Origin of the sequence: Gilliamella sp. wkB308 (assembly GCF_001690185.1) — a bacterium.
GTDB lineage: Bacteria > Pseudomonadota > Gammaproteobacteria > Enterobacterales > Orbaceae > Gilliamella > Gilliamella apicola_I.
In genome coordinates this window covers 554,551-569,688 of record NZ_LZGN01000038.1, presented here as the reverse complement: position 1 = coordinate 569,688, position 15,138 = coordinate 554,551, and the positions used below count along the sequence as shown (strand labels likewise).

Sequence of the window (15,138 nt, the reverse complement as noted above, 5' to 3'; positions counted from 1 at the left end):
GTTTATATCATTATTTACTTTTTTGAAAGGTATTTTTAGGGATCGTTACTAACTACTTTCGATGGGTATATGGAATATTTTGTTTAATGTTCCTTTCTCAAACTCACCATGCTTTATATAATAAAAACCCCAGTTAGATAACTGGGGTTCTTTTGGATCAATAAAAAGTATTAAAAATAAATTAACACGATTTAGAAACCAAATAAACTAAGGTAGCCATCATGATAATCAGAATCATCACTAGTGATAACGTTAAACGTGATTGCTCTGAAGTCATTTTTTGTTCGCCAAATTGTTCAAATTCGTGTTTGAAATTTAAATCTCTTTTTGTAGATTCTTCTATAGATTCTTATTTTTTCTTTTAAAAGAATCTATAATCAATAACATACCTCTTTTCAACCCATTAAATAAAGACGATAAAAACGGCTTTATCCCCTTTTTTGCTAAGTGTAAAGATTTGACATGTTCCATAAATCTACACAAATAGAACTGTTGAAAAATACGACTTACAATATGAGGATCCTTACTAACAGCCTCATCATAAAGCGTTTTAGGCATTTCTAAAATAAGTGAATCTTCAACAATTTCATTTCCACGCATCAAAACTATGCGATAAATAGTAAGATCTGCATTTGCAAAAATTCCTAATGACATTTCACTTTGACTATCTAGGAATAAATAGCCTTTAAAATCATAATGTTTCATTTTTTAATTTTTTTAATGATTAAAATTGTGTGTACCACACCTGGGAGTTAACAGAAACTCAATAGTTATATTACACCGATAACAAAAATGTTTCAATTTTTCTTAACTTATAATAAGATTTTTTGATAATAACACACAAATTCTAAATACATTTTCATTTGCAAATAATAACAATTAATCATAACCTTTAATTAACATCTATTAGCATTAAAACAAACTAGATTTGAAATATTCTTAAGTTACCTTAATATTGCTTTAGATCACATATTAACTCTTTAATTTATTCTAAGTATGACCTCAACAAGACTTTTGTTTTAATCATGTAATAAAAAAACCCCAGTTAAATAACTGAGGTTTATTTAGATCAATTAATTAAATTCAAGATGATCTTAAAAAACTTTTGACAGATAAAGGAAATTCTATCTAAAAAATATGAAGCCATTTACCTAACAAATAAAACAAAGCCATAAATAAAGCAATTATCAGCATAAATTCGAAATGTAAACGATCTTCCTTACTTAGTAAATATTTCTTAGATTTTGAATCAGTCCTAGCTATTGTTCGAACAATTACACTTGGTGATAAAAAATCCTTGTCCACTTTACACATGTCAAAGACATGATACAAACGTTTTGATATGTCAGGATAATCAGCTATCAGTTCATCAAAACGCGCTGAAGTTAATTCAACTTCAGTTGTACCTTCAATTTTTTCGTCATTTCGCATTGCCACTAATTTGACCATCGAACGATCTGGATTCATCAATATTGCTATCGATATTCCATTTTCACTGTTTTCGGATAGAAATCCGTTAATTTTAAACATCATAATAAGATTTTAATTAATTAAATTTTGTGAATTACCTCACCAGTAGGTAGTATTTAATTCAATACTGTGAATTAAAGCAACCTGTTTTTATACTATACCGATAATTATAAATTTCAATATTTTTTTATCCCTAATGTATTTTAATCAATTCTACTATCCAAATTATTTGTTCATCGGTTAGTTTATTGAATACTTAATCACATTTTAACTTGATTAATTTATCTTTCAGCCAAAACGTCATCAATGTTATTACGTTTGATGTTAGCGGGTTATCACCTCGATTTGATATTAAGTTATCAGAGGTTTTCAGTAAAAAAATAACTTTTTATTGAAAAGAGCAATGGTGTGAATTGCGTAAAATTTATATATAAATATCTGTTTTAAATCAATTTTATTTTAGATTAATTAGATACAATATGATTGGCAATTTTGATAATTTGATGTCAATGTCAACTTATATCAAACAATAAAACCCCAATTTAAATTAATAAATTGAGGTTAGATAAAATTAAACTAATTTAATTTTCTGAGTCTAGAAGATATTTCTATAAAGATGGCAATCTTAACAGAATTAGAAGGAAACAACCTAAAGGTTTTAACAAACCTTATATATTGATCATCATAAGTATCGACATTCTCTTTAAAAACTTGTTCACTTATAATAACCTCTGTTCTTTCAATGATTTGTCTATTCTTACAAAGGATCAATGAGTATTGATTGTCTTCTTCAATTCGATTAACTGAGATTGTCACCGCTAGGAACATTGAACTCGAAAGCATTTCGATTTCGCGCACTCTTCTTTTTGTACTTCTTCTTTTTTGCATGATTTAATTTTTTTATTATTTAAAAATTTTAAAATCATTAAGGCATAGTTAAATTATACTTTTGTAGTCAGTTAATTTTAATAATTAACTTTTTTATATTATATTGATAATCGACTTAAGTCAATATCATCCATAAAAATTATCTATTAAGAAAGCCCATAAAGTTGATAACGAAAATCACAATATTCCTGCTTTCTACTAAATAAATATGTCTTGATTGAACATTATTTTCAATCGGTTGAATAATCAATCACTTTTTTTGAAAAGTATTTTTTTCGATTACGCTTAACTAGTTTGGATTGATATAAGTGACATTTTGTTAAATGTTTCTCACTTGAAATCATTCATGCTTACTATAATAAAAAAACCCAGTTGAATTACCGGGGTCTGTTTAGAACAATTAAAAGATATAAGAAAAAAATAGTCCCAATAACAAAATTATCAATAAAATCCAAATAACATTAAAAGCAATAATCGAGAATCTGACTATCAATCTTTTTATTTCAGCCCTTTTTTCCATTTTTCGGATAAGCTTATTAATATCATCGACATCTAATGTATAACCAGAAGCTTCATAAGCTTTTAATAATCGATATTTATTCCGACATACAGATAAAATAAATTGCTCATACTCTTCTTTAGTATAGTCGGCAAAAATGCTTTCACCTCTTTGTTCTGATTTCGAGCCTATTATGGCTATACGATAACAAGTAGAATTTATATCTGTATAAACTGCTACTGAGATTTCACCTGTACGACTTTCATATAAGAAGCCTTTAAATAGTAAATCATTCATTTCTTAAATTTTTATTTTTGTTTAATATGTGCACCTCACATGGGAGTTAACAAAACTCAAAATCTATATTATACCGATAATTCATATAATTCAAATTATTTATTTCTCAAAAACTGTTTTATGTAGACAGTAGGCAACGCTAACGCCACTGTCAGTTATAAAAATTATGGGAATGTTAATTTTGTTTAATAAATTAAAATAGAAGATTTGATAGAATTTGCCATTTTTTGTTTTGTTTATCTTGTAATGACTATTTATATAACTTCCGTTAGTTTATTGATCGATGCTTAATCATACCTTTATTTGGTTAATTTATCTTTCTGCCAAAACGTCATTAACATTAGTGCTGGTTATATAGCTAGTTTATTAGCTTGATTTGATATTAAGTTATCAGAGATTTTCAGTAATTAAATAGCTTTTTTATTGAAAGAGCAATGGTGTGAATTGCGTAAAACTTGTAGATAATTTTTATATCAAATTAGTTTTAGATTAAGTGAATAAAATATAACTGACAATTTAAATAATTTTTTGATAATTTTCACTTATATCAAACAATAAAACCCCAGTTAAATAAATAACTGGGGGGTGAATTAAATTAAAATTTAATTCGTTGTCAAACCTCCAAGAACAAATTTGTCGAATCCAATCAACTCCAACGCATTATAAAACAGGATAGAAGAATCAAAATGACTTTGAAAATTCTGCCGATAAACTTGTTCAGTTATAATCGTTTCTGTTTCTTTAATGCGCATTCCGTTGAAATAAGCACACAATTTGTAGCATACTTCTTTTTCGGCTATTTGACTTCGACTAACAAAAATTTGAAAGTCTTTCAAAATTGAACCAGGAACTTTCCCGATTCTGAATTCTGGAATGTGCGTTCTTAACGTTTCCATGTAACTAAATTTTAAAAGTTAATAATAAAACATTTGAATTCATTAAGGCATAGGTAAATTATACTTTGTAGTTAGTTAATTTTAAAAATTAACTGCTGATTATATTACATAGATAATCGATTTAAGTCAATATTATTTATAAAAAAACAATTAAGAAAGCCTATAATATTTAAGCATAACCTCATTAGGTCTATCATTCTGATTATGCAATAAAAAACCCCAGTTATTAATAACTGGGGTTCATTGGATGAAATCATCGATTATAAGGACGAATATCAAATTTTGCGTGCTTACTCAATTTACAAATTTGGGCAGCTTTAGTAAAAGCATATCCAGGCTTTTCAAATTGACCGGTAATTTCATTATAAGTCTCTTCGCTAATTGAGACTTTCGTTCCAGGAATTGGTAAACCATAATACTCGGCTACTAATCCATAACACTCACAATTAGTCTCAGGATCTCGATAGCCTAATACTTTGATTTCGAGACCTGACAGACGTGATCCTGCGACACATCCTAGGTCTTTTAACTTAAAATTTTTAAGTTCATTTTTCATGATGAAAATGTTTTTTAATTGCATAGTAACGCTATGTTCGTATCATTTCAAAACTAAAGAAATGACGATTTATATTATAACGATAACCTACAAAAGGTCAATACTAATCACTCACTTTAACGCATAGATTTTATATAGTAACTTTAAACACTATTTATTGTGATTATTTAAATACTCTTTATATGTAAAAGTATTTTCCCTAATTTTGCCTCTCAAGACATAAAGATTAAAATGTAAAAATCTTAAATATTATCGCGATTATGAATAGTAATTAAACCTTGTAATTTATGATGAAAAACGCCTAGACATCTATGATAAAACTGATATTCTATGCCCCTTTTTAAATACAAACTATAAATGAAAGATGAGGAAAGAAATGAATACAACTGAAAATAAGATAATATCATTTAGTATGAACCAATTGTTATTTAAACAATTAAGATTTGTGGGAACGATGCAGCAAATTTTTGGGGTTTTAGGAATCATTAGTGGATCTTTAGCTTGTTTAGGTATTATTACAGCAATAGTAGGTGTTCCGTTAATTATAGCTGGGGTTAAACTGTTTCAATCGGGAAAAGGGTTTAATCAAACAGCGACTCTTGGACGAGAAGAAGATATTATTCATGCTATTCAAAATTTACATGGTTATTGGAAATTCAACCTTATTGTTTTTATCTGTTCTATTGTAATGATGGTTATTTACTTTATATTTATCTTTTTATACATTTTTAGTGTAATGAATAATCAATATTATTAACAATGAGTTATCGTTCCTAAACTTAGGTTTTAAATATAAAAGATAACAATAAAAACCTCGTTAATTAATGAGGTTTTTATTTTTTATGAAAAACAACTTTGGAATGAGCTTTATTCTATATCTTCGTTGTTGTCAGAAATTACATCGATAGGATCAGAAATGATTTGTTTATTCATTTCTTGTAGTGTTTTGGAACCATCAAGCGTTGAGTTTTTAATGTCAGTCACTATGCCCATTTCGTTAAAATAAATAGAATAAGTAATTTGGCTTATACCATTATGTTGTGGTTGTTGACGAAAAACATAATACCAAACGTTATCACCAAATACCGACGTTAACATAGGTGAACCCATTATAAAAATAACTTGATCTTTTGTTTGACCAACTTTCAATAAATCAATTGCATCTTGTGTTACATAATTACCTTGATTGATATCAGGTCTATATACCCAACGGTCTACCACTGAACAACCAGTTAATAATATACTAGCCACAATTGCAAGCGAGGTAAATTTACGAAACTGCATTTAACTTAATCCATATTGAAATTATAATAAGATGTATTATCGCTGATATTTGCACTAAGTGCTAGCCAAATTAATAAATTCTTTATGCATTTTATGAAAAAAGCGTTATTCTATTTTATTAATTAATATTTATTCTGTTGATCACAAACTTAATGGGTCTCAAATACTGTTTATAAACGACAAACAAAAGGTAAAAAATGAAATTAGAAACCATAGATCAAAAAGCGAGTTATGCTATTGGATTACAAATTGGACAACAATTAAAGGAGTCAGGTTTGAGTGATCTAGATCTTGATGCATTAAAATTAGCTATGCAAGACGTTCTAGCAAATAATCAACCTGTTCTACCATTACAAGAATTGCATGATGCGCTTCGTCATATGCATGAAAAAGCCACTCAAGAGAAAGCAAAACAAGCTGAAAAAATTGCTCAAGCAGGTAAAGATTTTTTAGCAGAAAATATTAAAAAAGATGGGATTAAATCAACTGAATCCGGCTTGCAATATGAAGTCATTACCGAAGGTACAGGCGCCTTACCTAAATCAACAGACCGTGTTCAAGTTCATTATACAGGACAATTAATTGATGGTACGGTTTTTGACAGTTCTGTACAACGTGGACAACCAGCTGAGTTTCCTGTTAATGGCGTTATTCAAGGTTGGGTTGAAGCTTTACAGCTAATGCCTGAAGGTTCAAAATGGAGATTGTATATTCCTCAAGAACTTGCTTATGGAGCACAAGGTGCAGGAGGCTCAATTCCACCCTACAGTACATTAATTTTTGATGTCGAATTATTGAAAGTTTTATAAATCTAAAGGACGCATTTAAGCGTCCTTTTTTATAACCTAACTATAAGCTCTAAATAACCTGCCAATAACAATAATGTTTAAAAGTTAACGACGACTAAAATAGAAATCAGCACCAATAATACCATCCTTTCCTATATACCAAGAACAACAGATAAATTTGTTCTTTTAAAATGATTACGATACATCCCTTATATTACAGCATTTTAATTTTGCACAGTGTATAAGTCTTTTGTTTTCCGATATAATAATTTAATAATATTTTGAAAATAGGTAAGGAAAATTTTATGTCAACTAACCTCATCCGTATCGCTATTGCCGGCGCAGGTGGAAAAATGGGACGTCAATTAATTCAATCTGTTGCACAAATCGAAGGAGTAACTTTAGGTGCGGCATTTGAAAGACAAGGTTCTTCCCTGATTGGAAGCGATGCAGGTGAACTTGCTGGAATAGGCATTTGTGGTGTCACAATTACAGATAATTTAGAACTCGCCAAAGATCAATTTGATTTGTTAATTGATTTTACCCGACCTGAAGGTACGCTTGCCCACTTAAATTTTTGTGTTGAACATAAAAAAATGATGATTATAGGCACCACTGGTTTTGATTCTACAGGCAAGCAAGCCATTACGAATGCGGCAAAAAATATTGCTATTGTTTTTGCTGCCAATTTTAGTGTAGGTGTAAATTTGGTGCTTAAATTACTTGAAAAAGCGGCAAAAATCATGGGAGATTATACGGATATTGAAATTATTGAAGCTCATCATCGTTATAAAGTCGATGCCCCATCGGGTACTGCACTTGCGATGGGTGAATCGATAGCGCAAGCTTTAAATTGTAATTTGAACGATCGTGCGATTTATTGTCGTGAAGGTCATACCGGTGAAAGACCAAAAGGAGCAATTGGTTTTTCAACTATTCGAGCGGGTGATATTGTTGGCGAACATACGGCCATTTTTGCCGACATTGGCGAACGTGTGGAAATTAGTCATAAGGCTTCTAGTCGAATGACATTTGCAAATGGCGCCGTCCGTGCTGCATTATGGCTTGCAAAACAGCCTGTCGGACTCTATGACATGCGAGACGTATTAAATTTGAATAATCTATAAATAATTGCAATGTCAGATGAATATTGGATGCAATATGCATTAACGCTTGCCAAACGTGCTGAATCCTTAGGTGAAATTCCGGTAGGAGCGGTAATTATCGATGAAAACAGTCAAGTCATTGGCGAAGGTTTTAACCAATCAATACTTACCCATAATCCAACTGCTCACGCTGAAATGCTTGCTATTGAGCAAGCGGGTAAGTGTATCAATAATTACCGTTTAATTAATACGACCCTTTTTGTCACACTTGAACCATGTATTATGTGTGCTGGTGCCATTATACATAGTCGAATAAAACGAGTAGTATTTGGAGCAAGCGATTATAAAACAGGGGCTGCCGGCTCGTTTATTAATATTCTAGCTTATCAAGGCATTAATCATATTGCACAAGTGCAAGGTGGCGTATTAGCTGATGAGTGCAGCTTGCTACTCAGTCAATTTTTCAAAAAACGTCGCTTAGAAAAAAGAGCAGCCAAGATCGATGCTAACAAGATGATTGATAAGAACATACTATGATTACTATAGGGTTATCAAATGTTATGTTAAGCAGCTTAAAATAAGCTTTGTTATTCTTTTTATCTATGAAAATTGTTAGAATCTAATTTAAATTTTATTTTTTGAGTATTAGTAATGAAGAAACACACTTTAGAAATGATGATATCAACGGATGATATTCAAAAACGTATCAAAGAACTAGGGCAACAAATTAGTCAAGATTATAAACACAGCGAAAATGAACTTATTTTAGTGGGTCTGCTACGTGGTTCATTTATTTTTATGGCGGATTTAAGCCGTGCTATTACTGTCGGGCATGAAGTTGATTTTATGACCGCATCAAGTTATGGTAATGCCGTTGTCAGTAATCGAGATGTCAAAATATTGAAAGATTTGGATGAAGATATTCGTGATAAAGATGTGCTAATTGTTGAAGATATTATTGATACCGGTAATACGTTAAGTAAAGTCATGGCAATTTTAAAATTACGTCATCCTCGTAGTATCGAAATTTGTACGCTTTTAGATAAGCCGTCACGTCGGGAAGTGGCTGTACCAGTAAAATACATTGGTTTTTCAATTCCTGATGAATTTGTCGTTGGTTATGGAATTGATTATGCTCAACATTATCGCCATTTACCTTATATCGGTCAAGTTACACTGCTAGAAGGCTAAATAAATATTGGTCGCAAATTTAGTCATTAATAGAATAAATCTATGATAGGACTTGATTAAAAGCACCTTAATATTAAACTGGACAGATGTTAACAATCTGTAGTTTGCATAATCATTTAAAGTTATAGTACTGCGTTATAGCGCAATCAATAACCTTTTTAAAATTTCTGAAACAAAAAAGGATCGATGTCTATCAATCGATCCTATATCAAAACAGCTAAATATATTTTTTACATTTTAATAAGTTAACTTAGGGTATATTCATAAATTAAGTAAATATACCATTAATTAGTCCCTACTTTTCTTCATTGATATTATACATTAATGAAATAGTAGAAATCTTAGTCTCACTTTAGAATGCGCTAAATACTGCTAGTAATTTATAATATCTTATTTGCATATAAAAGGTTTTTTACAAAGATCAAGGGGTTAACTTTACAATCTTAAACTTAAAATATTAAAGCTCAATAATAATGAATTAGACATTAATCCTTACAAAAGATGATATCAAAACTGATTTAGTTAGCTTATCATAGACGATGAAATATTAAATATGTTAAATTTACGTTCATGATTAGCCCAGAAATTAACAATTGATCGTTTTTTAACTTAAACTTCTTCGAGGTCTTTGTGTCACAATTTTCCTATAGGTTTTGTTTACTTTTAATGTTAACAATCATATCAACATCAAGTTATGCTGATATGAAGTTATCGATTAAAGGTTTATCGGGTGAACTTGCTGACAATGTCGATGCTCGTGTTTCATTAATCACTCCAGATAGAGTCGATAACACGCCTAATTTTAAACGGTATTTTGAAAGCGAGGTTAAAAAAGCGCTTCGAGCTTTGGGTTATTACGCTCCGGTGTTTCAATATAACACTCAAAATCCTAGAGTATTAGCGGTAACAATTTCAGCTGGTGAACCGATTAAAATTGAACAATTAAATGTGATTATTGAAGGTGAAGGTCAGCATGATAATGATTACCAACATTTACTTGAAAAAAACCTGCCTAAAACGGGCGATATTTTAAATCATGGCATTTATGAGTCCTTCAAGAAAAGTTTGAAAAATCTCGCGTTAGAAAAAGGCTTTTTTGATGCCAATATGACGCAACACCAATTAGCTGTGTCCATGGATCATCATCAAGCTTTTTGGAATATTGATTTTAATACGGGGCAGCGCTATAAATTCAGTCAAGTTAAATTTTCTAATACCAAAATTAGAGATGATTATCTTAAAAATATTATACCGTTTAAAGAAGGCGATCCTTATAGTGCCGAACAACTTTCCATTCTTAATCGTCGATTAACTTCTACAAATTGGTTTAGTTCAATTGTTGTTGTTCCTGATTTTCCAAATGTTACAGCAGACAAATCCCTACCAATCAATGTTGTCACCTCTCCCAGAAAAAAAAATAGCATGGATTTAGGGCTTGGATACTCAACCGACAATGGCGTATATGGCAAAATAACTTGGAATAAACCTTGGATTAACAGTCGTGGACAAAGTTTACAAAGTAATTTATCACTTTCTTCGCCCGAACAATCCATTACAATGAGCTATAAGATCCCACTCAAAAAATCTCCCCTTGAACAATACTATACTATTCAAGGTGGCTATAAAAAAATCGACAATAACGATACTAAATCACGTTCCTATACCTTTGGTGTGGTTCGATATTGGGACAATTTTGAAGGGTGGCAAAGTGCGCTAGGTTTGAATCTTTTACATGATGACTTTACGCAAGGTGACTCAAGTTTTAATACCCTTTTGTACTACCCTTCTATTAGTCTTTCACGAATTCGTAGCGATGGCAATCTTATGCCAATGTGGGGAGATTCACAACGCTATTCTATTGAAGCCTCTGCTAATTCTTTAGGATCTGATCTCAATCTTATTCGTTTTCAAACACAACAAACTTGGATTCGATCCTTATTCGATAGTCATCGTTTTATTTTTCGGGGCAATTTCGGCATAATTCAGGCAAATAATTTTGATCGTGTTCCGCCTTCATTTCGATTCTTTGCAGGGGGTGACCGTAGTATACGAGGTTATAGTTACCAATCTATTTCGCCTAAAGATAAAAATGGTAAATTAAAAGGTGCGTCAAAGCTCATCACAGGTTCAGTTGAATACCAATTTAATTTAACAGGTGCTTGGTGGGGTGCTGTTTTTATTGATTCAGGTGAAGCAATTGATAAAGTCGATAAAACTAAATTTTATACAGGAAGTGGTATTGGTGTGCGTTGGGCTTCTCCGGTTGGACCAATAAAATTCGATTTAGCAACTCCGTTAACGCGAAGAGACTCTGGTTCAGTTCACCTATATATTGGTTTAGGATCCGAATTATAATATGGCTAAAAATCCCATTAGAGAGAAAAAAATAAAAAAAATTAAACGAATACGAAAATGGAAAAAGCGTAGTATGGTTGTATTATCTATTTTCGTTTTTTTGGTCGTGTTTATTATCTTACTACTTTATACCAGTTTAGGGGTTAAGCTGACCACTTATGTCCTAGATAAAGCCCTACCCGAATTGAAAATTGAAAAAGTAGAAGGGACATTAAGCAATTTACAGGTGCATGGTCTTTCATTGCAACTACCGGGTATTGATGTTCAGGTTGATAATGCATCGTTAAAATTATCTGGTTTATGTTTGCTTGAAACTAAAATTTGTATCGAACAGTTTGAATCAAAGGGTATTAAAGTAAAACTGAACACCGATCAGATTATTACCGACTCCAATAAGCCAATACCTGATAAACGGGTTATTTTGAAAACCCCATTACCAATCGAGCTGAAAACGGCACATGTATCAGATGTAAAAGTTGATATTGATGATATGCAATTTGGTCTGTCTGATTTTACGGGCAGGGCGACTTGGGTAAACGAAAAGATTTATGTATTTCCTGCTGAAGCACAGGATTTAAGTGCTATTTTTGCTGATCACCCACAAGTAAAATCAACAACAGATTCAGTTCAGAATGATTTGCCTGTTAATGAAAAGATAAATCAATTATTCAATCAGCCGTTAATCGAATCATTACCCCAAGTTACTATTCCTCTCGATATCAATGTCGGACGCTTAACGGGTAACAATTGGCTTTTACATATTGGCGGAGAAGATTATCGATTTAACAATGTGACTATTCAAACCAATATCATCAATAATCATATTATCGTTCAACAGGTGAATACGGATGCGACAACTCCTTATGCTAATGGACATGCATTTGTTTCGGGAGAGATTACATTAGGGGATGATTGGCCTGTTTTGGCATTTATTCAATTAAAAACAGCGAGCAATCAACTGCATAGCCAATTTTCAGGTAAATTATTGGGTGAATTGACAACAAACACGGTACTTGAAGGACTGAATTCAGCCAAAATTAATGCAAAAATCATTTTTATTGAAAAATATTTACCTGTGATGACCGACTTAAAGGGTAAACACCTTCAATGGCCAATTGAAGGACAAGCCCAATACCAGCTTGATAATTTTAATTTCTCAATTGGTGGTAACGTTCAACAGTATGACTTAACCGCTAAAGGCAAAATTAAAGGAGACGATCTACCCGATACATCTTTTGATGTTATAGGCAAAGGAACTAATCAATCAGCCATATTCGATCATGGAATATTGAAATTACCTCAAGGTGAAATCAATGTTTCAGGTAATCTTGACTGGCAAAAAGCTTTACACTGGGATGCAAAAGTAAACTTAACTGATGTTGATACCAGCAAAGATTTACCAAATTTTCCTATACGGTTAAATGGTCAACTTAAAACCGATGGTCAGTTAGAAGGTGATAAATGGCAATTGAATCTTCCCGAAATTCAATTAAAGGGTAATATTAATCACGCTGATTTTACAACTAATGGCAGTATGCACATTAATTCTCATCAATCAATCAGTGCGAATAATTTTGTTCTAGATTGGGGAAAAAATCATATCAATATCAATGGTGCTTCAGATAAAGGAAATTTAAACGCTAAGTTAGATTTATCATCTTTATCATTATTGGCTGATGACTTACAAGGTTCAATTGTAGGCACATTGAAAATGAATGGCAGTTTTAATGAACCAAACGTGGATACAGATATCAATATTCACCAATTAAGTTTGATGAATATGTCAATATCCTCAGCCCAACTTTCTGGAAAAATTGAATATAACAAACAAATCAGTGGATATTTAAAACTCCTAGCACACGATATAGAACTTCCAAATCAAAGCATAAAAAATGCCAATATTGAGCTTAAAGGTAACGAAAGTCATCATGTTTTAGATATCAATCTTACAGGAACACCCGCCTCATTTACAACATCGCTTAATGGAAGATTAGATCCTGATCGAACAAAATGGACGGGGAATTTATCCCACGCTTTATTAAATTTAGGTGATAAAAATCATTGGCAATTGGTTAAAACCTTACCTTTATCTTATGATGTTACTCATCAAGTGCCCACTATAGGCGCTCATTGTTGGTCTAACCAAGGTTCAAGTATTTGTTTAGATCAAGCACTATCTCCAACAGCTAATAGTAATACAAGTATCACTTTAAAAGATATTGATCTGGCAAAACTCCCTATTCCAAACGACGGTGAAACAAAATTAGCTGGCTTGATTAATGGTAAAGCTTATATAAAATTCAATGCAAATAGTGAAATGCCGAGTATCAAGGCTAATATCAAAGGAAATGAAGTCTATATTCAACAGATGGTCACATCACAATCATTATCTATTCCATTTGAAATATTTACTATCAATGCTGAATTTAATCAACAACAAGCAAAATTTGATTGGTTATTTAGCTTAAAACAATTAGGTAAAATAAGCGGTAATGTAACTATTATCGATCCCACTCAACAAAAAAAATTAAATGGAAAATTAAACATTGATCATCTTGCCTTAGCGATAATCAATCCCTTATTAGATAAAGATGATTTTGCTAAAGGCTCGATAAATGGCAACGTTAATTTTTCCGGGTCGTTAATGGATCCTTATTTAACAGGTAATATTGATTTAAAACACAGTGAAATAAAATCCAGTCAATTACCAATTGATTTGAAATCAGCAAAGGTAGATCTTAATTTCAATGGTAAATCCTCCACCTTAAAGGGAGTTTTAACCACCAAGTCTGGTAATATTGATATTAACGGTCACGCCAATTGGGATACATTTAATAAATGGCAAGCGGATCTTTCTGTCACAGGTGCAGCAATGGAAGTTACCGTACCGCCAATGGTTGTGTTAAGTATTATCCCCAATATTCAAATTGATGCGACGCAAGATGAGATAATTCTTTCCGGAAAAGTTAGTATTCCTAAAGGTAAGATCACCGTCGAATCTTTACCAGCATCCAGTGTTGATGTATCGCCTGACGAAGTTATGTTAGATAAAAATTATCAAGTAATCGAAAAACAGAAACTTGGCATAAAAATCAGTAGCCATATTGAAATTGACATTGGTGAACATGTGACTGTCGATGCTTTTGGGTTAAACGCGTCACTTAAAGGCAATCTCCTTGCGGCACAAACCAACAAAGGCTTAGATCTGCATGGGCAAGTTTTGATTCCAACAGGAAGATTTCACGCTTATGGTCAAGATTTAGTTATCCGTAAAGGTATTATCACTTTTTCGGGCCCTACTGACCAAGCTAAGTTAGATATTGAAGCTATTCGTAATCCAGACTCAATTGATAACAGTAGTATTACAGCGGGTATTCGTGTAACTGGATCTTCGGAAGAGCCCAAAATTGAAATATTTTCAGATCCTGCTATGTCCCAGCAAGAAGCATTATCTTATCTAATACGAGGTCAAGGACTTGAAAGCACCGACCAAAGCGATAATGATATGATGACCGCCCTACTCGTTGGTATCGGTACGGCAAAAACAGGCAAATATATTGGTGATATTGGTAATGTCTTTGGAATAAAAAATCTTTCTTTAGACACGCAAGGAGCCGGTAATAACTCTAAAGTGGTTGTTAGTGGGTACATTTTGCCTAACTTACAACTGAAGTATGGTGTAGGTATTTTTGATTCACTGGCGACATTTACTTTACGATACCGATTGATGCCAAGACTCTATTTAGAGGCAACATCTGGACTTGCGCAAACTCTAGATTTTATCTACCAATTTGAATTCTAATCACTT

The 15,138-nt window shown here is 31.9% G+C and carries 13 protein-coding genes; 7 read left to right on the top strand and 6 right to left on the bottom strand.

What is annotated here, in order from left to right; translation table 11 throughout:
- Window positions 1–339: 339 nt before the first annotated feature.
- The 5 genes from A9G10_RS10465 to A9G10_RS10440 form a co-directional block, all read right to left on the bottom strand.
- Window positions 340–705 carry a hypothetical protein gene (locus tag A9G10_RS10465; protein ID WP_065559470.1) on the bottom strand — a complete coding sequence of 122 codons (366 nt, stop codon included), beginning with the start codon at window positions 703–705 and terminating at the stop codon, window positions 340–342.
- A 423-nt stretch (window positions 706–1,128) separates the two neighbouring features.
- Window positions 1,129–1,533, bottom strand: coding sequence for a hypothetical protein (locus A9G10_RS10460; protein ID WP_065559469.1), 405 nt, complete (start codon window positions 1,531–1,533; stop codon window positions 1,129–1,131).
- Window positions 1,534–2,758: 1,225 nt separating this feature from the next.
- Complete coding sequence (locus A9G10_RS10450) at window positions 2,759–3,154, bottom strand: hypothetical protein (RefSeq protein WP_065559467.1); 396 nt, start codon at window positions 3,152–3,154, stop codon at window positions 2,759–2,761.
- Between the two features lie 602 nt (window positions 3,155–3,756).
- On the bottom strand, window positions 3,757–4,050 hold the full coding sequence (locus A9G10_RS10445; RefSeq protein WP_065559466.1) for a hypothetical protein: 294 nt from the start codon (window positions 4,048–4,050) through the stop codon (window positions 3,757–3,759).
- A 253-nt stretch (window positions 4,051–4,303) separates the two neighbouring features.
- Window positions 4,304–4,630 carry a hypothetical protein gene (locus tag A9G10_RS10440; protein ID WP_065559465.1) on the bottom strand — a complete coding sequence of 109 codons (327 nt, stop codon included), beginning with the start codon at window positions 4,628–4,630 and terminating at the stop codon, window positions 4,304–4,306.
- 352 nt (window positions 4,631–4,982) lie between these two features.
- Here A9G10_RS10440 and A9G10_RS10435 point away from each other — a divergent pair, with 352 nt between their 5' ends.
- Window positions 4,983–5,363, top strand: a complete 381-nt coding sequence (locus A9G10_RS10435) for a DUF5362 family protein (RefSeq protein ID WP_065559464.1) — start codon at window positions 4,983–4,985, stop codon at window positions 5,361–5,363.
- A 110-nt stretch (window positions 5,364–5,473) separates the two neighbouring features.
- On the opposite strand, the gene bamE is transcribed toward A9G10_RS10435, so the two are convergent.
- Window positions 5,474–5,890 (bottom strand): outer membrane protein assembly factor BamE, encoded by a 417-nt coding sequence (bamE, locus tag A9G10_RS10430; protein ID WP_065559463.1) that lies wholly within the window; start codon window positions 5,888–5,890, stop codon window positions 5,474–5,476.
- 197 nt (window positions 5,891–6,087) lie between these two features.
- Between bamE and A9G10_RS10425 the strand changes: the two genes are divergently transcribed.
- From A9G10_RS10425 to tamB, 6 genes are all read left to right on the top strand, one after another.
- Window positions 6,088–6,699, top strand: coding sequence for an FKBP-type peptidyl-prolyl cis-trans isomerase (locus A9G10_RS10425; RefSeq protein WP_065559462.1), 612 nt, complete (start codon window positions 6,088–6,090; stop codon window positions 6,697–6,699).
- A 284-nt stretch (window positions 6,700–6,983) separates the two neighbouring features.
- Window positions 6,984–7,805 carry a 4-hydroxy-tetrahydrodipicolinate reductase gene (gene dapB / locus A9G10_RS10420; protein WP_065559461.1) on the top strand — a complete coding sequence of 274 codons (822 nt, stop codon included), beginning with the start codon at window positions 6,984–6,986 and terminating at the stop codon, window positions 7,803–7,805.
- A 9-nt stretch (window positions 7,806–7,814) separates the two neighbouring features.
- Window positions 7,815–8,321 carry a tRNA adenosine(34) deaminase TadA gene (gene tadA / locus A9G10_RS10415; protein ID WP_065559460.1) on the top strand — a complete coding sequence of 169 codons (507 nt, stop codon included), beginning with the start codon at window positions 7,815–7,817 and terminating at the stop codon, window positions 8,319–8,321.
- A gap of 114 nt (window positions 8,322–8,435) precedes the next feature.
- The gene (hpt, locus tag A9G10_RS10410; protein WP_065559459.1) at window positions 8,436–8,975 is read left to right on the top strand and encodes a hypoxanthine phosphoribosyltransferase; all 540 of its coding nucleotides are present in this window, start codon (window positions 8,436–8,438) and stop codon (window positions 8,973–8,975) included.
- Window positions 8,976–9,641: 666 nt separating this feature from the next.
- Complete coding sequence (gene tamA, locus A9G10_RS10405; RefSeq protein ID WP_065559458.1) at window positions 9,642–11,330, top strand: autotransporter assembly complex protein TamA; 1,689 nt, start codon at window positions 9,642–9,644, stop codon at window positions 11,328–11,330.
- A gap of 1 nt (window position 11,331) precedes the next feature.
- A complete protein-coding gene (gene tamB, locus A9G10_RS10400) occupies window positions 11,332–15,132 on the top strand; it encodes an autotransporter assembly complex protein TamB (RefSeq protein WP_065559457.1) in 3,801 nt (1,266 codons plus the stop codon).
- The last annotated feature ends 6 nt before the right edge of the window (window positions 15,133–15,138 follow it).